This is a genomic window from Peribacillus sp. YIM B13477 (assembly GCF_042787955.1).
Classification (GTDB): domain Bacteria; phylum Bacillota; class Bacilli; order Bacillales; family DSM-1321; genus Peribacillus; species Peribacillus frigoritolerans.
In genome coordinates, this window is the sequence record NZ_JBHZPD010000002.1 from 84,489 (window position 1) to 105,874 (window position 21,386).

Annotated in this window: 17 protein-coding genes and 3 pseudogenes; all 20 read right to left on the reverse strand. The window is 40.7% G+C overall.

Annotation, left to right across the window (positions count from 1 at the left end):
- Nucleotide 1: 1 nt before the first annotated feature.
- The 20 genes and pseudogenes from pyrH to ACFX4H_RS07175 all read right to left on the reverse strand — a co-directional run bounded on the left by pyrH (nucleotide 2) and on the right by ACFX4H_RS07175 (nucleotide 21,378).
- Nucleotides 2-724, reverse strand: coding sequence for a UMP kinase (pyrH, locus tag ACFX4H_RS07080; RefSeq protein ID WP_034313639.1), 723 nt, complete (start codon nucleotides 722-724; stop codon nucleotides 2-4).
- Between the two features lie 125 nt (nucleotides 725-849).
- Nucleotides 850-1,734 (reverse strand): translation elongation factor Ts, encoded by an 885-nt coding sequence (gene tsf / locus ACFX4H_RS07085; protein WP_377434824.1) that lies wholly within the window; start codon nucleotides 1,732-1,734, stop codon nucleotides 850-852.
- A gap of 308 nt (nucleotides 1,735-2,042) precedes the next feature.
- Nucleotides 2,043-2,756: a 30S ribosomal protein S2 gene (gene rpsB, locus ACFX4H_RS07090; protein WP_034313644.1), complete on the reverse strand. Its 714-nt coding sequence runs from the start codon at nucleotides 2,754-2,756 to the stop codon at nucleotides 2,043-2,045.
- A 154-nt stretch (nucleotides 2,757-2,910) separates the two neighbouring features.
- Nucleotides 2,911-3,129 carry a DUF6115 domain-containing protein gene (locus ACFX4H_RS07095; protein ID WP_377434826.1) on the reverse strand — a complete coding sequence of 73 codons (219 nt, stop codon included), beginning with the start codon at nucleotides 3,127-3,129 and terminating at the stop codon, nucleotides 2,911-2,913.
- A gap of 6 nt (nucleotides 3,130-3,135) precedes the next feature.
- A complete protein-coding gene (locus tag ACFX4H_RS07100; RefSeq protein WP_377434828.1) occupies nucleotides 3,136-3,447 on the reverse strand; it encodes a hypothetical protein in 312 nt (103 codons plus the stop codon).
- Between the two features lie 268 nt (nucleotides 3,448-3,715).
- Nucleotides 3,716-4,480: a FliA/WhiG family RNA polymerase sigma factor gene (locus ACFX4H_RS07105; RefSeq protein ID WP_063591656.1), complete on the reverse strand. Its 765-nt coding sequence runs from the start codon at nucleotides 4,478-4,480 to the stop codon at nucleotides 3,716-3,718.
- A 126-nt stretch (nucleotides 4,481-4,606) separates the two neighbouring features.
- Nucleotides 4,607-5,018 (reverse strand): annotated as a pseudogene (locus tag ACFX4H_RS07110) (chemotaxis protein CheD); the annotation flags it as partial.
- Between the two features lie 4 nt (nucleotides 5,019-5,022).
- Nucleotides 5,023-5,707: pseudogene (locus ACFX4H_RS07115) on the reverse strand (Hpt domain-containing protein); the annotation flags it as partial.
- 21 nt (nucleotides 5,708-5,728) lie between these two features.
- Nucleotides 5,729-6,822: pseudogene (locus ACFX4H_RS07120) on the reverse strand (protein-glutamate methylesterase/protein-glutamine glutaminase).
- A 953-nt stretch (nucleotides 6,823-7,775) separates the two neighbouring features.
- On the reverse strand, nucleotides 7,776-8,555 hold the full coding sequence (gene codY / locus ACFX4H_RS07125) for a GTP-sensing pleiotropic transcriptional regulator CodY (RefSeq protein WP_034313657.1): 780 nt from the start codon (nucleotides 8,553-8,555) through the stop codon (nucleotides 7,776-7,778).
- Between the two features lie 107 nt (nucleotides 8,556-8,662).
- Nucleotides 8,663-10,072 carry an ATP-dependent protease ATPase subunit HslU gene (hslU, locus tag ACFX4H_RS07130; RefSeq protein ID WP_034313659.1) on the reverse strand — a complete coding sequence of 470 codons (1,410 nt, stop codon included), beginning with the start codon at nucleotides 10,070-10,072 and terminating at the stop codon, nucleotides 8,663-8,665.
- Nucleotides 10,073-10,084: 12 nt separating this feature from the next.
- Nucleotides 10,085-10,612, reverse strand: coding sequence for an HslVU peptidase proteolytic subunit (gene hslV, locus ACFX4H_RS07135; protein WP_048684874.1), 528 nt, complete (start codon nucleotides 10,610-10,612; stop codon nucleotides 10,085-10,087).
- A gap of 20 nt (nucleotides 10,613-10,632) precedes the next feature.
- Entirely contained in the window at nucleotides 10,633-11,535 is a 903-nt protein-coding gene (gene xerC / locus ACFX4H_RS07140) for a tyrosine recombinase XerC (protein ID WP_377434832.1), read from the reverse strand.
- A gap of 59 nt (nucleotides 11,536-11,594) precedes the next feature.
- Nucleotides 11,595-12,902 carry an FADH(2)-oxidizing methylenetetrahydrofolate--tRNA-(uracil(54)-C(5))-methyltransferase TrmFO gene (trmFO, locus tag ACFX4H_RS07145; protein ID WP_048684880.1) on the reverse strand — a complete coding sequence of 436 codons (1,308 nt, stop codon included), beginning with the start codon at nucleotides 12,900-12,902 and terminating at the stop codon, nucleotides 11,595-11,597.
- 401 nt (nucleotides 12,903-13,303) lie between these two features.
- Complete coding sequence (gene topA / locus ACFX4H_RS07150; RefSeq protein WP_034313673.1) at nucleotides 13,304-15,379, reverse strand: type I DNA topoisomerase; 2,076 nt, start codon at nucleotides 15,377-15,379, stop codon at nucleotides 13,304-13,306.
- A 265-nt stretch (nucleotides 15,380-15,644) separates the two neighbouring features.
- The gene (gene dprA, locus ACFX4H_RS07155) at nucleotides 15,645-16,511 is read right to left on the reverse strand and encodes a DNA-processing protein DprA (protein WP_053534373.1); all 867 of its coding nucleotides are present in this window, start codon (nucleotides 16,509-16,511) and stop codon (nucleotides 15,645-15,647) included.
- 118 nt (nucleotides 16,512-16,629) lie between these two features.
- Complete coding sequence (gene sucD, locus ACFX4H_RS07160; RefSeq protein WP_034313677.1) at nucleotides 16,630-17,532, reverse strand: succinate--CoA ligase subunit alpha; 903 nt, start codon at nucleotides 17,530-17,532, stop codon at nucleotides 16,630-16,632.
- An 18-nt stretch (nucleotides 17,533-17,550) separates the two neighbouring features.
- Nucleotides 17,551-18,711, reverse strand: coding sequence for an ADP-forming succinate--CoA ligase subunit beta (sucC, locus tag ACFX4H_RS07165; protein WP_377434835.1), 1,161 nt, complete (start codon nucleotides 18,709-18,711; stop codon nucleotides 17,551-17,553).
- A 478-nt stretch (nucleotides 18,712-19,189) separates the two neighbouring features.
- Complete coding sequence (locus tag ACFX4H_RS07170) at nucleotides 19,190-19,462, reverse strand: EscU/YscU/HrcU family type III secretion system export apparatus switch protein (protein ID WP_249597825.1); 273 nt, start codon at nucleotides 19,460-19,462, stop codon at nucleotides 19,190-19,192.
- On the reverse strand, nucleotides 19,459-21,378 hold the full coding sequence (locus tag ACFX4H_RS07175) for a hypothetical protein (RefSeq protein ID WP_377434837.1): 1,920 nt from the start codon (nucleotides 21,376-21,378) through the stop codon (nucleotides 19,459-19,461). Before ACFX4H_RS07175 ends, ACFX4H_RS07170 begins: the two co-directional genes overlap by 4 nt.
- Between the last annotated feature and the right edge of the window lie 8 nt (nucleotides 21,379-21,386).

A 21,386-nucleotide genomic window follows, 5' to 3' on the forward strand; every position in this document is an offset into this window, starting at 1 on the left:
TTTATTTCCCCCTTACAATAGTTCCAAGCGTTTCGCCTAAAACGGCCCGTTTAATATTGCCTTTTTCCATGATCGAGAAGACGATCAATGGAATATCATTGTCCATGCATAGTGAGGACGCAGTTGAATCCATTACTTCTAACCCTTCTTTAATCACATCAAGATAGGAAAGTTTATCATACTTCACTGCATTTTTGTCTTTAACCGGATCTGCATTGTATACGCCATCCACATTATTCTTCGCCATCAAGATGACATCAGCTTCAATTTCTGCAGCACGCAGGGCGGCAGTGGTATCCGTTGAGAAGTATGGATTACCTGTACCAGCTGCAAAAATCACCACTCTCTTTTTCTCTAGATGCCTGATTGCACGGCGTCTAATGTATGGTTCTGCTACTTGTCTCATCTCAATGGAAGTTTGCACGCGTGTTTCAATTCCAAGCTGATCAAGGCTGTCTTGTAATGCCAATGAGTTCATGACTGTAGCCAACATCCCCATATAATCGGCATTAGCACGATCCATGCCCATTTCACTGCCTATTTTCCCGCGCCAGATGTTTCCGCCACCGACAACAACAGCTACTTCCACATCAAGCTCAGCCACTTCCTTGACTTGTTCAGCAATGGATTTAATTACTGCAGGGTTAATTCCAAATCCTTCTTCACCGGCTAATGCTTCACCACTTAGTTTTAGAACGACACGTTTATATTTAGCGTTACTCATGAGAACCTCCAACTATGTAATCTTTTCATTCGTTCATCATGCTTTCTTGCAATACTGCCAAAAAATCATGACATTTCAAAAAATAGGGAACACAAGAGTGTTCCCCATTATTAATTATCTGACAATTAGTCTTTTTTAACTTGGTTCATTACTTCTTCAGCAAAGTTTTCTTGACGTTTTTCAAGACCTTCCCCTACTTCATAACGAACGAATGATTGGATTTTTCCGCCTTTTGATTCAACGAATTGTCCCACTTTTTGATCAGGGTTCTTAACGAAAGCTTGTTCGTTAACACAGATTTCTTCGTAGAATTTATTGATACGTCCTTCAACCATTTTCGCAACGATTTTTTCAGGTTTTCCTTCATTAAGAGCTTGCTGCGTAAGAACTTCGCGTTCACGTTCTAATTCGCTAGCATCGACTTGGTCGCGAGAGATATATTTAGGGTTAATTGCAGCAATATGCATTGAAACGCTTTTAGCTGCCTCTTCGTCAGTTGTACCTTCAAGAACTGATAGTACGCTGATGCGTCCACCCATGTGAAGGTATGCACCAAATGCGTCGTTATCTGTTTTATAAACGACTTGGAAACGGCGAAGAGTTAATTTTTCCCCAATTTTAGCAACAGCAGCATTGATATGATCTGCAACTTTTGCTCCATTTTCCATTGTTTGCTCAAGAGCAGCTTCAACGCTTTCAGGTTTGTTCGCAAGAAGGAACCCAGCCAATTCCTTAACAAGAATTTGGAAGCCTTCGTTTTTAGCAACGAAATCAGTTTCAGAGTTCACTTCAAGAATAACCGCTTGGTTTCCTTCAACAACGATTGAAGTTAAACCTTCAGCAGCGATACGGTCGCCTTTATTAGCAGCTTTTGCAATTCCTTTTTCCCGTAGGAAATCGATTGCCTTTTCCATATCGCCTTCTGTTTGTACAAGTGCCTTTTTACAGTCCATCATACCGGCACCAGTTTTTTCACGCAATTCTTTAACTAATTGTGCAGTGATTGCCATAATATATATCCTCCTCAAATTAAATGCAGTTTATTCAATCTTTACCCATTATTGCCAAAAAATACTTGTTATCATCAAAGAAAATAACGAGCTTTGACAATTTTTCCGAAAAACATCCACTTTTTCAGTCAATATGACGGAACTAAACCAGCTGATGATTTTCATCCCTTAAAAATCGCCCATACCTTTTAAAAAAGACATTCCGTACAGTGATTTTATGTATGTTTATTTAGTGCAAAAAAAAGGGATAAAAGGCATTATCCTCTTATCACCTTTTTTCTTACTGAATAAGCAACCTTTTTTTCTTATTAAGCAGTAGTTGTTTCAGTTGCTGTTTCTTCGCCTTGTTTAGCTTCTAAGATAGCATCTGCCATTTTACCTGTTAATAATTTAACAGCACGGATTGCATCGTCATTCGCAGGAATAACTACATCGATTTCATCCGGATCACAGTTTGTATCAACGATACCAACAAGTGGAATGTGTAATTTGTGTGCTTCCGCAACAGCAATACGCTCTTTGCGTGGGTCGATAACGAAGATCGCATCTGGAAGAGTCTTCATATCTTTAATACCGCCTAAGAATTTCTCTAAGCGATCCCATTCTTTTTTAAGTTGGATAACTTCTTTTTTAGGAAGAACTTCGAAAGTTCCGTTTTCTTCCATTTTTTCGATATCTTTAAGACGAGCGATACGTTTTTGGATTGTTTCAAAGTTTGTTAAAGTTCCGCCTAACCAACGTTGGTTTACATAGTACATACCAGAACGGATAGCTTCTTCTTTAACAGATTCTTGAGCTTGTTTTTTAGTTCCGACGAATAGAACAGTACCGCCGTTAGCAGCTAGTTCCTTCACGAAGTTATAAGCTTCTTCAACCTTTTTAACTGTTTTTTGAAGGTCGATGATGTAGATGCCGTTACGCTCAGTGAAGATATATTTCTTCATTTTTGGGTTCCAGCGACGTGTTTGGTGTCCGAAATGCACACCAGCTTCAAGCAATTGTTTCATAGAAATGACTGACATTTTAGTTCCTCCTAAATGGTTTTGTTTTTCCTCCGCACCGATCATTTTCATACAGAAACTGTCGTAACAGCACCATCTGCAAGAATCACGGGGCGTGTGTATTAACACCATTTCATAATATATCATAATGACTCTGCACAATCAAGTGATAAGTTTATCTATTCATGCGAAACTTTAGTAATAGCTCTATCTCCGTTCGACCGCGACCTAACTTTTTGGCGATTTCCTCTATTGAATGTCCTTGATCCGCTAACATATCCACTTTTTCATTTAATGACCGTTCATTTAACGAAGCCTGCAGCATGTCCGAAAATTCCTTGGCAGCCGGCTTCTCTTGATTTTGAGGGGAAGTGGCTGCCGATGCAAATTCCAATTTGTCCTAGACTTTTACGGGTAAAGCATTGGCCTCATTTTTTTCAGGCATTATTTTATAAGCGTTAATTGCCTGCCTTTTAGCGGCGGCACGACTTCCCGCTTTATACTCTAGCAGAATGTTTTGTTCTTGTTTTTCTTTCTTTGTTTCTTTGATTGAACTATGTTCTTGTCCTTTTTGTCCATGCTCGGGATTCATGGCCACCGAATTGTTGATTGCCTTTACCAGTGTCTCGTTATCCTCTTTCATCTCCATTAAATAACCAGACAAAAGTTGTTCCATTTCTCCAATGACGGCTTTTTGGTCTTTTTCCAACATGCTTAAACGATTTTGGCGAAGATATAAAACGATGATGGCAAAAATGGTGAATAGGATGGGGATCTTTTTTCACTGTTGTTTTTTCTTGATTACTTTCCCTATCCTCTTCTTGACAAAGTACAGTTCGAACATTCTGTGATTTCGAAACATTTATTGATGCAAGAATCCGTAAAAATTCTATCAAGTTGATTTACAGGGCTTTCTTCGTTCAATAGGAATCCCTTATGCCTTCCAGACTCCATAGCCCTCTTCAATGAAAGTATCTTCATTAAATCTTTTGATCTTGCATCGTGTTCCTTAATTTATAAATCGCTTTCGAGTGAATTTGGGATATCCGTGACGTAGATAGACTCATCACTTGTCCGATTTCGGTTAACGTCAGTTCTTCTTTATAAAAAAGCTGTAAAACCAACTGTTCTTTTTCATTTAGGGTTTCAATGACTTTGGCTAATTCCTCATACAGTTCGTCCCTTAACACATGTTCCTCAGGTAAATCCGCCTTTTCATCTTTAATATGAAAATTCGCGCTTTCTTTATCGTCCTCTTGGGGATTTTCATCCATCGATAGTACATTGGCAAAGAAGTTCTCATTTAATGCAGCATATACTTCATCTTCCGGAATATTCAATTCAGCGGCAATCTCAGTTGGCGAAAGGTTCCTCATGTATTGCTGCTCCAGCTTCTCTATTGCAGATTCAATTTTCTTGGCTTTATCTCTTGCACTCCGTGGAAGCCAATCCTCTTTTCTTAATCCATCTAAAATGGCACCACGAATTCTAAATGATGCATATGTGTCAAACTTGAGGTCACGCTTCGTATCAAAACGTTCCAGGGCATCGAATAACCCCATCATCCCTAAACTCCTTATATCATCCCGGCTCACATTTTTAGGAAGACTTACTGAAATACGTTGAACATGGTACGATACGAGAGGTATGTATTTCTTTACCAAAATGTCCCCGGCTAGCGGATCTCTGCAATCCACCCAATTTTTCCAACATAACTGCTCTTCTCCGATGGTCAGATGAGACATTGGACATCCTCCTAACATTGTTATACGATTTGTGATCAATACGGCCCTTAAAGCCATACATGCAATAATGATTCGGTTGCAAATGTACCTGTCATATTTTTGGCTTTTCAAAAGCCAAATCCGAGCCTATATGTTTTTAGTCCCTTTTGTAACGGTCCGTATATTTAGCAGACAATCATTTAAATTGAATTCAACCGTTCTTCCGCTATTCCCGCCAACATCTTCGGCAACGATTCTAATCCGCCGCAAGTCAGATAACTCTTTCCGGACAGCTTCCACATTCCGGGGTCCGATTCTCATTAAATCCCCTCCGGAGGCAAATTGAAACATTTGTGCTCCTCCAGCCAGCTTCGCTTTTTAGGAATGGCATTCTTGCGCCTTCTTTGACTAATACCTGCACTAATTCCTTTATCGCCGTATCTGCAAATTTGGCAACGTTGATCTGTCCCGATTTTGCGAGTGAAGAGTCTGGAAGCATGATATGGGCCAAACCTGCAATTTCTTTTTTTTCATCATAAATCACAACACCGACACACGACAGTTGTTACCATAGTTATCATACATTGCTGATCGAATTGCTCTCCTTCCAAAAGTTCGACGGGTGGGTGTGACTTGATTACTTCACCTAACTTTTCAAGCACTTCGAAAACCATAAACACCCTGGCCGCTTTTAAAAGACAGTCCTCACGCAACCCTATCGAAATTTCGAAGCTGTTGAAACCTTGATCTTTGGACTGTTGAATTACTGTTCATTCAAAATTCATCGTACTCTCCCGCAATCATTTCCTTCTTTTCTAGGACGGCAGAAGCTGCTGCAATCTCTGCAATGGTGGAAGAAAAGGGCGACTCCCCTTTTTCAATCATTTCCAGCTGATGGACAACATCCTTCACATTTCTTTTTCCATCTCCACCTTCAGCAATGGACATGACCATTGCTTCTAAATCATCAACCGCTAAAAATATCACATCAAACAATTCAGGAGAAAGGGCGATTTGACTGTTTCGGATCGCATCCAGCACATTCTCCATTTTATGAGTTAAATTGGCTAGATCCTCATATCCCATAGTTGCTGACATCCCTTTTAAGGTATGGGCGGAACGAAAGATTTCGTTTACGATCGAGAGGTCTTCCGGGTTCTTTTCGAGTACCAGCAACTGTTCGCTGCACGTTTGAAGATGTTCTTTACTTTCTTCTATAAATACCTCTAAATATTGATTCATTTCCATACAATCTCACACCTCCACGTGTTAACAATAGCTTAATATCGCTTTAGCTATTTTTTCTACATCCTCTACGCTATCTATTAACTCGGTATTGATTACCGCCTTAGGCATACCAAAAACGATTGATGTCTCCTGTGATTCGGCTATCGCTTTTAAAGGACCCTTTTGTTTAAGATTGGTAAGCCCACTCGACCCGTCCCCCCATCCCGGTCATGATAACGGCTATTTTCGCAGAATCATTCATTTCACTTACCCGATTCAAAAAGCACATCAACCGACGGGCGATGTCCCTGACGCACTTCGGATTAATCCAAAAGGATTGCCCAACTCATCCCGACCTTCCTCACTTTCAAGTGAAAACCTCCAGGTGCGATGTGAGCGACACCTTTTTGAATCAGTTCTCCCTCTTCAGCTTCCTTCACTTTAATCTTGCATAATGAATTCAGGCGTGTTGCCAAAGTTTCGTGAAACCGGGGGGCATATGCTGGACAATGAGTATGGGAGTATCAATGTCTTCTGGGAGTCCTGTCAAGACAGTCTGCAGAGCTCTCGGGCCTCCTTTTGATGTACCGATGACTATTATTTTTTGTATCCATAGGCCCACTACCTTCGATTTTTTTCGTTTATTGACGATAACATTGAATCTATTTTACTATATTTTCCCCAAACGGATGGGCTTCTTTCAATATTTCTCGCATTTTTTTCTAGTTTGTGAACATTTGCCCTGCTGGCAGCCATAACTTTTTCATGGAGTTCTTTCTTGATTTTATGTAAGTCCAATGAAATGGCTCCCGAAGGTTTAGCCACAAAATCAAAGGCTCCGCTGTTCATGGCGGCAAATGTATTTTCCGTTCCTTTTTTTGTTGTGCTTGATAACATGACTACAGCGGTTGGACATTCATTCATGATTCGGTTTAATGCTTCCAACCCGTCCATAATCGGCATTTCCACATCCAATGTCCCGACATTGGTTTTAAAGCCTTTATTTTGTCAGTGACATCTCTTCCATTCCTGGCAGTCTCGATGACTTCCATCCTGCTATCTTCTGCTAAAAACTCTGAGATTAACTTTCTCATAAATGCAGAATCGTCCACTATCAGCACTCTTACTTTACCCATAAAAAGGAGGCCTACTTTCCAAAAAAATATCTCTTCTTGGAGAAAATGGCTTTTTTGCAAAGTCAATTCTACCCCAAATGAATGATTTGCATATCTAGAAGCAATGTCCACAATGGCTTTGGATACATCGGCTTCAGAATCGAAAAGGAGAAAGGCATTTGGCATTTTCTAGTGATTGAAAAGTATTTGAAAATAATTCCACATCGATCACCTCTTTCTGTAATTAACAAATAATTACTTTACAAGTAAATTAACCCAGTGAATTTACGTTTTAATATTAAAGAAACATTATAACTATGTCCATAAACAATACATGAACTTTAGACCTATTATCGTCAAAATTCGTCACGAATTTCTCAATTTTGTCTTTTTTTTAGTATCATTATAGGGTTAATATTACATAATATTACATTTTAATGTGATATTCTACATATTAACCAAATTTTAATTCTATTAACTTTTATATCATATCGAAAAACACACCTATATACCTGATACTTTAGAACTAATTTTCACATTTACTTGCAAATAATTATTTTTTTTTAGTTGATTTCACCCTTTAAAATAAGGATTTATAAGAAAACAACGGATTACTGCATTTTTTCTTTTTTGAAAAAAACCGTTTTTATCAAAGTGTTGAACCATTCGACAAATTTCCCTAATGGCTAAAACCGTTATCAATAGTCTTTTAAGAATCAAAAAGTTATCCTATCGTTCATTTACACCATTTCGACAGTTATAATAATATAATTACCCTTTATAAGAAATATTTAACTATACTCCGCTACTAATGGAAAACATGCCTATATTCACCATTTCAATTTTAACCGAATTACCTCTTTTTCCTTTCTCCCCCTGCCCTTCACCGCATTTGTCTGCTTGTCCCGGACAAGTAACACATCCAAATATCAAAAAAAAAGGCAGCCCTTTTTCAAGGACTGCCTTTCTATATGTTAATTATTTTTAAGCTTCTCTAATTCAAGAAGGAATTTATCGTTCAATACCTTGATATAAGTACCTTTCATTCCAAGAGAGCGTGATTCAATGACCCCTGCACTTTCCAGTTTCCTTAGGGCATTTACGATAACGGAACGGGTAATGCCGACACGGTCCGCAATTTTTGATGCTACAAGCAGACCTTCATTACCTTTAAGTTCCTCAAAGATGTGCTCTATTGCTTCCAATTCACTGTAAGATAACGAGGAAATCGCCATTTGAACGACAGCTTTACTACGAGCTTCCTCTTCTATCTCTTCTGATTTTTCACGAAGGATTTCCATACCGACTACAGTCGCACCATATTCAGCTAAAATTAAATCATCATCGTGAAATTTTTCCTGTAAACGGGCAAGAACCAATGTTCCTAAACGTTCTCCACCACCCATAATCGGTACGATCGTTGTTAATCCAGTTGAGAAAAGTTCCTTGTTTTCGACTGGGAAAGCAGTATATTCGCTTTCGATATCAAGGTTCGAAGAGGTTTCAGGAATATTGAACAGGTTTTTTGTGTACTCTTCAGGGAATTGTTTATCTTCCAACATTTTGTACATGCGTTCGTTTTCAATTTGCTGACTTACCGCGATGCCAAGTAATTTCCCGCGGCGGCTGACGACGAATACATTTGCTTCGATAACTTCACTTAAACTCTCAGCCATTTCCTTGAAGTTAACTGCTTTACCTGCTGCTTTTTGGAGCATTGCATTGATTTTTCTTGTTTTTGCTAATAAGTTCATTTGATTTGTTCCTCCTAAAAATACCATGGTTCACAATAACTATGAAGTTGTATTTCCGTAATTTTATGTTCATTGCGTAGGCAAATTATTGCCAAAATTGTTTCTAATTAAAGGATAAACTGGCTTAAATCTTTGTTCCGCGCGATAGAACCAAGCTTACCTTCGACATATTGGGGTGTAATTGTAATCTTCTCCATCGTTATTTCCGGAGCTTCAAAAGATAAGTCTTCAAGCAACCGTTCCAAAATGGTATGAAGTCTTCTAGCACCAATATTGTCTGTGTTTTGATTTACTTCGAAGGCCACTTCTGCTATCTTACGAACAGCATCGTCAGAAAATTCAATTTCTATACCTTCAGTTTCCAATAAAGCAACATATTGTTTTAACAAGGCATTATCCGGTTCATGCAGAATCCGTACAAAGTCGTCTACAGTCAGCTTGTTCAATTCTACACGAATTGGGAATCTACCTTGTAATTCCGGGATTAGGTCGGATGGCTTAGCCATATGAAAGGCCCCTGCAGCAATGAATAGGACATGATCCGTTTTAACTGAACCATATTTAGTCACTACTGTAGAACCTTCAACTATTGGCAGGATATCCCTTTGGACACCCTCTCTTGATACATCCGCTGATGAACTTCCAGATTGCTTACTCGCAATTTTGTCTATTTCATCTATGAAGATGATCCCATTTTGCTCAGCCCCGTATACTGCATCTGAAGTTACTTCATCCATATCAATCAATTTTGCCGCTTCTTCATTTGTTAAAACGGTTCTCGCTTCACTTACTTTCAATTTGCGCTTCTTGCTTTTTTTCGGCATCAAGCTTCCTAAAGCATCCTGCATGTTCATCCCCATTTGTTCCATTCCCGAACCTTGGAGCATATCAAACATCGAAGCAGTCTGTTCTTCCACTTCGACCGTTATCATTTCACTTTCCAGCTCACCATTAGCCAGCTTTTCAGCGACGATTTTTCTTTTTTCCTGCAAACTTAAATCTTCGGAATTTTCTTCCGGGTCCTGTTCGTCTTGATTGTTATTGCCTCCAAAAAAGACTTCAAGAGGATTCTTGAAATTACTCTGTTTTTTTGTTGATGGCACTAATAACTCTATTAGGCGGCGATTTGCATTTTCTTCTGCCCGTTCCTTTACGCTGGCCATCTTTTCTTCCTTCACGAGGCGGACGGAAGTCTCAACCAAATCACGAACCATGGACTCTACATCACGGCCGACATACCCGACTTCCGTAAATTTTGTTGCTTCAACTTTTACAAAAGGAGCACCTACCAATTTAGCCATTCTCCGAGCTATTTCTGTTTTCCCAACACCTGTCGGTCCAATCATTAATATATTCTTCGGAACGACTTCATCACGAAGTTGATCCGAGAGAAGGGAACGTCGGTAGCGATTCCGAAGAGCCACTGCCACTGCCCGTTTTGCTTCACGCTGCCCAACGATATACTGATCCAGTTTTTCAACGATTTGCCTCGGTGTTAAATTAGCTTTTTTTGACATTTGCGCTCCTCCTTACAACTCTTCCACGATTATATTCGTATTCGTAAATACACAAATTTCCGCTGCAATTTGTAAAGATGATTGAGCGATTTCCTTTGCCGATAAATGGTCACTGGAAAACCGCATCAATGCCCTGCCGGCAGCCAGTGCATAATTCCCTCCCGATCCTATGGCGAGAATCCCGTCATCCGGTTCAATTACTTCCCCGGTACCAGAGACGAGAAGCAAATGGTTCTTATCCATGACGACTAACATTGCTTCCAGCTTTCTCAAAACATTGTCACTTCTCCATTGCTTTGCCATTTCGACGGCAGCACGCTGAAGATTGCCATTATACTCTTCTAGTTTGGCTTCGAACATCTCAAATAAAGTGAATGCATCTGCAACGGAACCAGCAAAACCTGCAAGAACATTACCATTAAAGATTTTTCTCACTTTCCTCGCTGTATGCTTCATCACTACTGAATTTCCTAAAGTAACCTGCCCATCACCGGACATGGCACATTCACCTTTATGATGCACTGCGAATATCGTTGTCATAAAGTGTCCCCTTTCAACATTTAAGACCGCGGATGTGATGCATTGTAGACTTTTTTCAATTGGTCTTTTGTAACATGCGTATACACTTGCGTTGATGAAATTTTAGAATGACCAAGCAATTCCTGAACCGTGCGAATGTCCGCCCCATTATTCAATAGGTGTGTAGCAAACGAATGCCTTAGCATGTGGGGATGAAGACTTCCATCTGCGGCTGACTTTTTAATCAATTCATTCAATATATAGCGAACTCCCCTAGGTGTCAGAGGGTCTCCACGAAAATTAACAAATAAATAAACATGCGCCTTGGCGTCAGACGAAGTCAATTCCATCCTGGCTGTACGTATGTATAAATCTATCGCTTCCTGTGCATATCTACCAACCGGAACGTAGCGATCCTTTTTTCCTTTTCCATGGATCAGTACCGTCCCTAAGGAAAGATCGATATCCTGCAGTTTAATATCACAACATTCACTTACGCGAATGCCTGTAGCATACAATAATTCCAGTAAGGCATTGTTCCTTATTCCTATCGGTGAATCTTTCTTTAAAGAAGAAAACAACTGATCCATTTCCTTCTCATAAAGAAACCGTGGCAGTCTTTGATCCTTTTTAGGTAAAGAAGCAAGGGAAAAAGGGTTATCCTTCACATCACCTTCACGCAGTAAAAATTTATAAAGGCTCCGCAAGCAAGAAGTTTTTCTTGCAACAGTGCGCTTAGAAAGTTTTTTCTCATATAAATTCGTTAAATATAACCGGACATCAAGATATTCAACGGACGTGATGTCCTGAATCCCCTGTTCATTAAGGAACAGAAAAAATTCGTGAATATCACGTTTGTAATTTTCAACGGTGTAATGCGAACTGTTCTTTTCAATTTGTAAATATTCGATGAAGGATGATAATGCCTTTTTTTGATTAATCATGGAAACACCTCGCAAAGGCTAATAAATAGTATCATACTTTAAAACAGCAGGCAAATATTTTACAAATTTTTCACAAAGTTCTGAATTGTGTCCAAAGCGCGTTTAGCATGTGTTTCGTTCCGCTCTTTTTTGGATTTGATTCTCACTTCAAGGTCTGGAAGCAATCCAAAGTTGGCATTCATCGGCTGGAAGCTCTTACCATTAGTCGACGTTATGTACCTTGCCATGCTGCCCATCGTCGTCTCCGCAGGGAAAATGATAGGCTCCAAACCTTCGACGATCCTTGCAGCATTGATACCTGCGACAAGTCCCGACGCAGCCGATTCAACATACCCTTCAACTCCAGTCATCTGACCGGCAAAGAATAAATCATCGCGATTCTTGAATTGGTACGTTGGCTTCAAAACATTAGGTGAGTTTATGAAAGTGTTTCTATGCATCACCCCATAACGTACAATTTCAGCATTTTCCAATCCAGGTATGAGCTGCAATACTTCTTTTTGCGGCCCCCATTTCAAATGTGTCTGAAAACCAACAATATTGTAAAGTGTTCCTGCCGCATCATCCTGACGCAATTGAACTACAGCAAAAGGGCGTTTTCCCGTTTTTGGATCTTCTAGGCCAACAGGCTTCAATGGACCAAATAACATCGTTTTCTTCCCACGTGATGCCATCACTTCAATCGGCATGCAGCCTTCAAAAAAGATTTCTTTTTCGAATTCTTTAAGCGGGACTGTTTCAGCCGCAATCAATGCATCATAAAAGCGGTCAAACTCTTCTTCCGTCATCGGACAGTTCAAATAAGCCGCTTCCCCTTTATCATAACGGGATTTCAAATATACTTTATCCATATTGATGCTGTCTTTTTCAAGAATTGGTGCGGCAGCATCGTAAAAGTACAAGTATTCTTCATCCATGATTTGCTTTAAGCTATCAGATAGTGACTGACTTGTAAGCGGACCGGTTGCAATGACGGTAGGACCTTCCGGAATTTCCGTCACTTCTTCATTAATGACCGTCACATTTGGATGATTTTTGACCCTTTCCGTAACAAGACCGGCAAATTCATGACGATCAACAGCTAATGCACCGCCAGCCGGTACAGCACAAGCATCCGCTGCGGACATGATGACCGAATCCAGTATACGCATTTCTTCTTTTAATACACCAACTGCATTTGTTAACGTATTTGCCCGAAGTGAATTGGAACAAACAAGTTCAGCGAATTTATCGGTATGATGGGCTGGCGTTTGTTTTACAGGGCGCATTTCGTATAGATCGACTTTAATTCCTCTTTTAGCTAACTGCCACGCCGCTTCACTTCCAGCAAGCCCAGCACCGATTACACTTACTTTTGTTTCTTTCATTTTTCGAACCTCCATGTATAGATATGATAAGACAGGATCATTTATCATTAAAACTGCTTTCCAGAAGTTTCATTTTTAACGATATCTATGTATTTATACCCGAAATACTCATTCCTGCTAACGATTATTTTATAGATATGCCATCCTTATTTACTAAAAGGGTAACGGACGCAAATAGGAATTATATCTTTAAAAGAATGTACTTGTCCACTGAATTTTACATCACATGGCTTAAATAAAAAAGTTTCAAGCTTTATCCATTTTCTTCTTGGAAGTAAATCCACATATCACCATGATATCATACTTCCCTGAACATAAAGAAACCCGGCAGATGCCGAGTCCATTTATATTTAGGGTTTTTCGATAGTTCACAAGGAAAGTAAACGATTTCACGGCCTTTTCTATGCTTGGGGCATTTCTTTAAAATCACAATCCATGCACTGGACCTGGACTCCTTTTTTGAGTTTTTTCTCAACAAGTGTACCTTCACATTTTGGACAACTCCGCGGCAGCGGTTTATCCCAAGATATGAAGTCACATCCAGGGTAGGTATCACATCCGTAAAATATGCGGCGTTTTTTACTTTTCCTTTCAATGATATTTCCTTCTTTACATTTTGGGCATTTGACCCCGATTTCCTTGACGATTGGTTTTGTGTTACGGCAATCCGGGAAATTACTGCATGCCATGAATTTTCCATAACGTCCCATCTTAAAGACCATCCCATGTCCGCACTCCACGCAATCTTCACCTGCAGGTTCATCTTTGATTTCAATTTTCTCCATCTCGACTTCGGCCTTGGCCAAATGAATGGCAAATTCTTTATAAAATTCATCGATGACCTTAATCCATTCAATATTGCCTTCCTCAACGCTGTCAAATTCCTGTTCCATCTTGGCAGTGAACTCTGCATCGAGAATATCCGGGAAGAATTCGCGTATCAATTCGAGAACGATCTCACCAAGCTCTGTCGGGATGAACCGTTTATTATCCAAGGTAACATAGCCCCGTTTTTGGATCGTATCCAAGGTAGGCGCATATGTAGACGGACGGCCTATTCCCAGTTCCTCTAGGGTCTTGACCAGACGGGCTTCAGTATATCGGGGCGGAGGCTGTGTAAAATGCTGCTTCGGCTCGATATCTTTTGAAAAGAATTGATCTCCTTTTTTCACATCCGGAAGTGCATTTTCCTTTTCTTCCACCGAGTCATCGGATCCTTCAACATATACCTTCATGAAACCCGGAAATTTAATTTTTGAACCATTTGCCCTGAAGATGACATCCCCGTTATGCAGGTCGATGCTCATCGTATCCATGACCGCCGAAGACATTTGACTGGAAACGAATCGTTCCCAAATCAATTTATAAAGACGGAATTGATCTCTGGATAAGAACTCCTTGACTACACCCGGTTCACGTAATGTGCTTGTTGGCCTGACCGCTTCATGCGCGTCCTGGGCATTAGTTTGTTTTTTCTCCTTGCGCTGCTCGACCTGAACATATTCTTTACCATAATTATTTTGAATGAACGTATGGACTTCCTCTTTGGCACTATCTGAAATACGGGTCGAATCGGTTCTCATATAAGTGATTAACCCGACTGTACCTTCCTTGCCAAGTTCGATTCCTTCATAAAGCTGCTGAGCAAGCATCATGGTTTTCTTCGCACGGAAATTCAATTTACGTGCCGCTTCCTGTTGCAGGGAAGAAGTTGTAAAAGGTGCTGCTGGATTGCGCCTTCTTTCCTTTTTAGCCACAGCTCCTATCGTAAATTCGCCGCCATTTAAAGAAGCGAGCACTTTTTTGACGTCCTCTTCGGTATTTAATTCCTTCTTCTCGCCGCCAAGGCTGAAGAAAGAACCTTCAAACTGTTCTTTCCCTTTTACAAAATCAGCCTTGATTGTCCAATACTCTTCCGGAATAAAATCTTTGATCTCCTTCTCCCGGTCAATGATCATTCGTACAGCAACCGATTGGACCCGTCCCGCGCTTAATCCTTTTTTCACCTTTTTCCACAATAACGGGCTTATATTGTATCCGACCAAACGGTCCAAGACCCTTCTTGCCTGCTGAGCATCAACCAATTTCATATTTATTGGCCTAGGCGATTTAAATGATTCCTTGATAGCCTCTTTCGTGATCTCGTTGAATACCACGCGGCAATCTGAGTTAACGTCAACATCAAGACTGTGAGCCAAATGCCAGGCAATCGCTTCCCCTTCCCTGTCGGGGTCAGCCGCGAGATAGATTTTTTTCGCTTTTTTTGCAGCGGTTTTCAATTCTTTTAAAACCGGGCCTTTGCCGCGGATAGTTATATATTTAGGTTCATATTCATGTTCAACATCGACACCCATTTGACTTTTAGGCAAATCGCGTACATGCCCCATGGAAGCCTTTACTTTATATTTTTTTCCCAAGTAACGTTCTATTGTTTTCGCCTTTGCGGGCGATTCCACAATCACTAAGTATTCTGACATCCAATAAATCCTCCTCAAAGAGGTAATATAAATCTTCACTATTATTAATCATTCAAAAATCATTTGTCAACACCTCTTTATTTTTCAAAGCATGCTGATTCATTTATTTCTAGTTTTTTTACAAGAGGTGCCATTTGCAAAACTTATAACAGTTTTACAATATTTTCAACCTTTTTGTCTAATAATTCAACCCACCCTTCAAAAAAAGCACCTATTTTTTCAATTTTCCCGTTTGATTCTCCGTCTATCTTCTATATTATATTGTTCAAAACTCTTCCTCGATCTGCCTGGAGCTAAAAACAAGTTTGGCACCATCATAAATCAATTGATTGGTACCCAGTGATTCAGGGCTCGTAACATTACCAGGAAGCGCAAATACTTCCCTGCCGTGTTCCAAAGCAGCTTGTGCCGTAATAAGGGAACCGCTTCTTTCTTTTGCCTCCACCACGAATACGCCCTGCGATAATCCACTGATGATTCGATTCCTAAGTGGAAACATCCATGGTTCCGCCTTCACTTCCGGTGGAGTCTCAGATATAAGCAGGCCTTTATTCATGATTTCTTCAGCAAGGGTAAAATTGGATTTCGGATATATTTGCTTAAGCCCTCCGCCTAAAACCCCGATCGTATCTCCGCCTTCCCTTAATGTGATCTTATGTGACTCTGCATCGATTCCAGCCGCCATTCCGCTTATGATCACGAACTTTTTCTTTACAAGCGGTAATAGAATCGTTTTTAAGGCCTCCAGCCCATACGAGGTTGGCTTGCGTGTTCCAACAACACCTAGGGTATTCTTCCTTGTTAAAAGCTTCTTATCACCTTTAAAATAAAGAACCCACGGAGGATCGAATATTTGCTTTAGCAAAAAAGGATATTCATCATCGAAGATCGTCAAACAATGGATTTGGCTATCTTCGTATTTTTTAAGTTTTTCGATGGAATGGAGTGAATGTAAATCTTTGAGAAAGAGGTTAAGCTTATTTGAAGGGATAGGGAGCATTTTTGCCCATTCAACGTAATTCGTCGTGAACAGGGAAGATAATGATGGGTCTTTGGACATGATTGCTTGGATTGTTTTCCATCCTGCTCCGCGGCAATGATGGAGATGGATTAACTTTTCTTTTTTATTCAATCGGAAACGCCCCTAATCGGATATTTTTAAAGGTAGGTTGATAGTGATGTACTTGGTCTCTCCCGAGGAAATTCGAGGAAATAAAGACCGACCCAAAAAAAGGTCGGCCCAGCTTAAATCAATGTGTTTTACAAGGTTCGTAAATATCTTTTTCTTTTAAAACGGAAATCAATGTTTCTCCCATTACGGATGGAGTTTCGGCAACTTTAATTCCACATTCGTTCATGACGCGGATTTTCTCGTCAGCCGTCCCTTTTCCTCCTGAGATAATGGCACCAGCATGTCCCATGCGTTTACCGGCAGGAGCCGTACGGCCACCAATGAAACCAACAACTGGCTTAGTCATATTTTCCTTCACCCAGATTGCCGCTTCTTCTTCTGCCGTTCCGCCGATTTCCCCGATCATGATCACCGCATGTGTTTCCGGATCTTCATTGAACGCTTTTAATACATCAATGAAATCCGTTCCGTTAACGGGATCTCCACCGATACCGACAGCCGAAGATTGCCCGATGCCTGCTTGTGATAATTGGTGAACAGCTTCATATGTCAAAGTTCCAGAACGGGAAACTACGCCTACATGGCCTTTTTTGTGGATATACCCTGGCATGATACCAATCTTACACTCTTCAGGAGTAATGACACCCGGGCAGTTCGGTCCGATCAAGCGAGTTTTTTTGCCTTCCATGTAGCGCTTCACCTTGACCATATCCAGTACAGGAATATGTTCCGTGATACAAATGGCAAGATCAAGTTCTGCGTCTACGGCTTCAAGAATTGCATCGGCAGCAAATGGTGCCGGTACATAGATAACAGATGCACTCGCGCCGGTTTCAGTGACAGCTTCGGAAACTGTATTGTATACAGGTACCCCTTCCACTTCTGTTCCACCTTTACCCGGAGTGACTCCCCCTACGATTTTCGTGCCGTATTCCAACATTTGTTTTGTATGAAATAATGCTGTTGCACCAGTGATTCCCTGAACGATCACTTTCGTATCTTTATTAATATAAACGCTCATTATGTTCCCCCCTGCCTATTATCCTACAAGTGATACTATTTTTTGTGCTCCATCTGCCATTGATTCAGCAGCCGTAATATTTAAACCTGACTCTTTTAGAATCTTTTTGCCAAGGTCCACATTCGTTCCTTCTAGACGAACAACAAGAGGGACATCCAGTCCAAGCTCTTTGGCAGCAGCCACGACGCCTGTAGCGATGATGTCACATTTCATGATTCCTCCGAAGATATTAACGAAGATGCCTTTAACATTTTGATCGGAAAGGATGATTTTGAAAGCCTCTTTTACTTTTTCCTCAGTGGCGCCGCCACCTACATCAAGGAAGTTAGCCGGATCCCCCATATAATGTTTAATGATGTCCATCGTCGCCATAGCAAGCCCGGCACCATTAACCATGCATCCGATATTTCCGTCAAGCGATATGTAACTTAGGCCATGTTTTGATGCTTCAATCTCTTTCGCATCCTCTTCATCCAAATCACGGTACTCCGCGATGTCCTTATGGCGGTAAATCGCATTATCATCGAAATTCAATTTAGCATCAAGCGCCATTACATTGCCGTCGCCCGTTACCACTAATGGGTTGATTTCTGCGATTGAGCAATCCTTATCAACGAAAGCTGTATATAGGTTAATCATCAGTTTAGAAGCTTTATTTATAAGTGAAGCCGGAATATTGATATTGAATGCAATCCTCCGTGCTTGGAAACCAGTCAGGCCGACAACCGGATCGATTACTTCTTTGAATATTTTCTCTGGTGTTTTTTCGGCCACTTCCTCAATTTCCGTACCGCCTTCTTCAGAAGCCATCAATACGACACTGTCCGTAGCACGGTCAAGGACAAGCCCGATATAATACTCTTTAGTAATGTCGCAGCCTTCTTCAATAAGTAAACGCTTAACTTCCTTGCCTTCAGGTCCCGTTTGATGGGTCACCAGTGTCTTGCCAAGAATCTCTTCTGCATATGTACGTGCTTCATCAAGATTCTTCGCTACCTTGACTCCGCCGGCTTTACCGCGGCCGCCCGCATGAATTTGAGCTTTGACGACAACAACTTCCGTACCTAACTCCTTCGCTGCTTCAACTGCTTCATCAACAGTAAAGGCAACCCGGCCATTTGGAACGGATACCCCGTATTGTCGCAATATCTCTTTCCCCTGATACTCATGGATATTCATTTCCCATCCTCCTTATCTACTAAAAAACAACTTTGGAATTTAATGCGTGTTTTCTCTATCATATTACAACAAAATTCTCCCTCGTGCATAATATTCTTTCACATAATTTTTGAAATATTATTATAATATACTTCCTTACCCTTTAATAAAATAGAAAAAACCTTCTGCGCCGTTGTGTTTTTTTCTTATTAATAGCATTTATTTCGGATCTGCAATTCTAGTACAAATAGAGTCATATTTCTATCATAAACACTTCCATGAAAGCCTTTTCAATCTTTTGATCCAAAGATACCCTCATGAAAAACCACTGTCAAAACCTGGTCTTGATTCAAAGGAAAAGCAAAAGGACAAAGCCATGGCCTTGTCCTTTAACAAATAGTTTAGTATTTTTTTAATATAATGAAAAATCGTCAGTGATTTCCCTAATATTCTACATAAACCAACAGAAACCCATTGGTGAAACCAAATGGGTGGTCTCCTACCGATTCATGTCCTTGTCAACTTTATAAATGAATGCAAATACCTCTGCAACAGCTCCATACATTTCTTCCGGAATCGTTTGATTTATATCCAATTGACCTAAAAGTGCAGCAAGCGATTCGTCCCTTTGGACCGGTATATCGTGTTTCATGGCCTTTTCCATAATAGTTTCAGCCGTTTTCCCTTTCCCCTTGGCCAATATGACGGGCGCTTTGGATGTCTTTTGATCATACTTTAAAGCAATGGCTTCTTTTCGTTTATCATTTATCATATTCGAATATCCACTCCACTATATGAACCCGCATCTGAAAAAGGAATCGGTTTCCCCCTAAGGTCCCGCTCTTTTCCATATACGGGATTTACAAACGAAACTCCTGATAATCTGTAATCCATTTTCCCAAGATTCTCTCTCAGGATGCCAAGATATTGACCGGCCGCCTCTTCAAGGGTTGTACCATGCCCATTGATGACCGTCACTTTTATGATTCGGTTTTGAACCTGCATGTCGATGACCGTCTCTTCAAGGCGCTCCAATTCTAAATAAAATAGGACTCGGCAGTAATCCGGGTCTATTTTGCCTTCTTTTGTCTTCCTTCCGCTCCATTGTAACGTCAGATCCGTTTGAGTGGACCCCAGATTGAGTGGAAGTGTAAGGAGTAAATTCTGAATCGGCCCGTTTTCCTGTGAAAGGATCTGTTGCGCAGTAATCCGATTCAGGATTTGTTCTGCCATCTCCTTGATAGCTGCCGGAATTTGCTCATTCAGCAATTTAAGCAGCAACGGTTTAAGTGTCTCTAAATCATTGGGGAAATCCGCCATATCATCTCCTGGAAGATTGATGAGTGCATGTTCCAGCTGGAGTCCAAGGATCTTGGTCATTTCTTTCAGTTGGTGTGCGACAGAAGGTCCATTGGTGAAATCGATTGATTGAAAATCAGCTGCCAATACATATGAAAGGACCAGCTTCTCATTAATCCTAGCATATTGGGCCTCAGGAGGCTCATTAAGCGACTTAAACAGTAACTCAGCCACTTTACCCTTCGACTCAGCTACTTGCTCTGTGTCCATATTCAAGTAGCCTATAAGGTCATTCACTTCTATTTTTCCGCCTACTGCATTTGTAGCTATCGCTTCTGCAAAAGCATTCTGGAGTAAATGAAAGGCAAGAGGGGTAAGTTTTTCTGCAGGAATGTTTTGTCTCTGCATCGAGTGGATATCAATCGGCAGTTTTGCCTTCTCGTGATCATGTCTATTCAATATGCGGTTAATAGCCATTTCGATTTCTTCAACATGTGCAAATGCTCCGCCTTTAGCCTCGGAAAGCAACTGCAATCCTTGGTGTAATTTATCAATCGCTGAATTTTTAATAATACCGGACCTAACCTCAGCTCCATCCACTAAACTTTCCAGAAAGACGGATTCCGTCATCCCCTTTGGAACGAAACCCGTCTTTTGAAGCAGGGAAAATGCCGCGGATTTCATTTCTGGCGTTGAATCGGAATTCAGCCAAGTGGTCACAAGTTTCTGTAAACCTATTTGTTGAAGCTGGTTCTGTTTGGCAACATGTAAAGAGTACAATACCTCCTTTAGTTTGGATGCAGTCCTCGTTACTGCCCCACCATCCTGCAGCTGCTGCCTGAAGCCACTGAGGAGTTTGTGGAAAGGTTCACCTTTGGACTGCGTAAATAATGCATCAAATACACCTTTTACAAAAGGCAGTTGCTGAATGAACATTGTTTTTATTACAGGAAGACCAACTTCTGCAGCATCAGCAGCTTTTAACCATTGCAAAGCGGATCGAAAAGTCTCCTTGGTTATCGGAAGGCGGTTTGTCAGCAGGTATTCGGCAAGCTTGGTTGCGGCCGGTTCAGGTTTTATGCCGAGGTGAGCGATCAATTGTGCAACTGTTCCCTTTAAGCCAGAAACGTTCAAATTGGGGGAATCTAAAGCTTTTAACACGACAGACCCCTCAATTGGTTGCTGCACTTGAAACCAATACTTCACTCCTGTACGAAGCGGGATATCAAGAGTGGCAACCATTTTTTGATGGACAAACTGTACCTCGGCCGTTTGGTTAAGAAAAACCTTATTTACCTTCCCGAAAAGGATTTGCCCGTTTTTCAAACTCGCAGTTCCTTTTATTTCAATGGGTGAAGCTACAGGTTGACCGCTTGCTATGGATTGCACCACTCATC

What these genes read in the sequence shown, in the direction of transcription:
- pyrH (WP_034313639.1), bottom strand. Translation starts at nt 724, where the DNA reads ATGAGTAACGCTAAATATAAACGTGTCGTTCTAAAACTAAGTGGTGAA.
- tsf (WP_377434824.1), bottom strand. Translation starts at nt 1,734, where the DNA reads ATGGCAATCACTGCACAATTAGTTAAAGAATTGCGTGAAAAAACTGGT.
- rpsB (WP_034313644.1), bottom strand. Translation starts at nt 2,756, where the DNA reads ATGTCAGTCATTTCTATGAAACAATTGCTTGAAGCTGGTGTGCATTTC.
- ACFX4H_RS07100 (WP_377434828.1), bottom strand. Translation starts at nt 3,447, where the DNA reads ATGTTGGAAAAAGACCAAAAAGCCGTCATTGGAGAAATGGAACAACTT.
- ACFX4H_RS07105 (WP_063591656.1), bottom strand. Translation starts at nt 4,480, where the DNA reads ATGTCTCATCTGACCATCGGAGAAGAGCAGTTATGTTGGAAAAATTGG.
- codY (WP_034313657.1), bottom strand. Translation starts at nt 8,555, where the DNA reads ATGAACTTATTAGCAAAAACAAGAAAAATCAATGCAATGCTCCAAAAA.
- hslU (WP_034313659.1), bottom strand. Translation starts at nt 10,072, where the DNA reads ATGTCAAAAAAAGCTAATTTAACACCGAGGCAAATCGTTGAAAAACTG.
- hslV (WP_048684874.1), bottom strand. Translation starts at nt 10,612, where the DNA reads ATGACAACGATATTCGCAGTGCATCATAAAGGTGAATGTGCCATGTCC.
- xerC (WP_377434832.1), bottom strand. Translation starts at nt 11,535, where the DNA reads ATGATTAATCAAAAAAAGGCATTATCATCCTTCATCGAATATTTACAA.
- trmFO (WP_048684880.1), bottom strand. Translation starts at nt 12,902, where the DNA reads ATGAAAGAAACAAAAGTAAGTGTAATCGGTGCTGGGCTTGCTGGAAGT.
- topA (WP_034313673.1), bottom strand. Translation starts at nt 15,379, where the DNA reads ATGTCAGAATACTTAGTGATTGTGGAATCGCCCGCAAAGGCGAAAACA.
- sucD (WP_034313677.1), bottom strand. Translation starts at nt 17,532, where the DNA reads ATGAGCGTTTATATTAATAAAGATACGAAAGTGATCGTTCAGGGAATC.
- sucC (WP_377434835.1), bottom strand. Translation starts at nt 18,711, where the DNA reads ATGAATATCCATGAGTATCAGGGGAAAGAGATATTGCGACAATACGGG.
- ACFX4H_RS07170 (WP_249597825.1), bottom strand. Translation starts at nt 19,462, where the DNA reads ATGATAAATGATAAACGAAAAGAAGCCATTGCTTTAAAGTATGATCAA.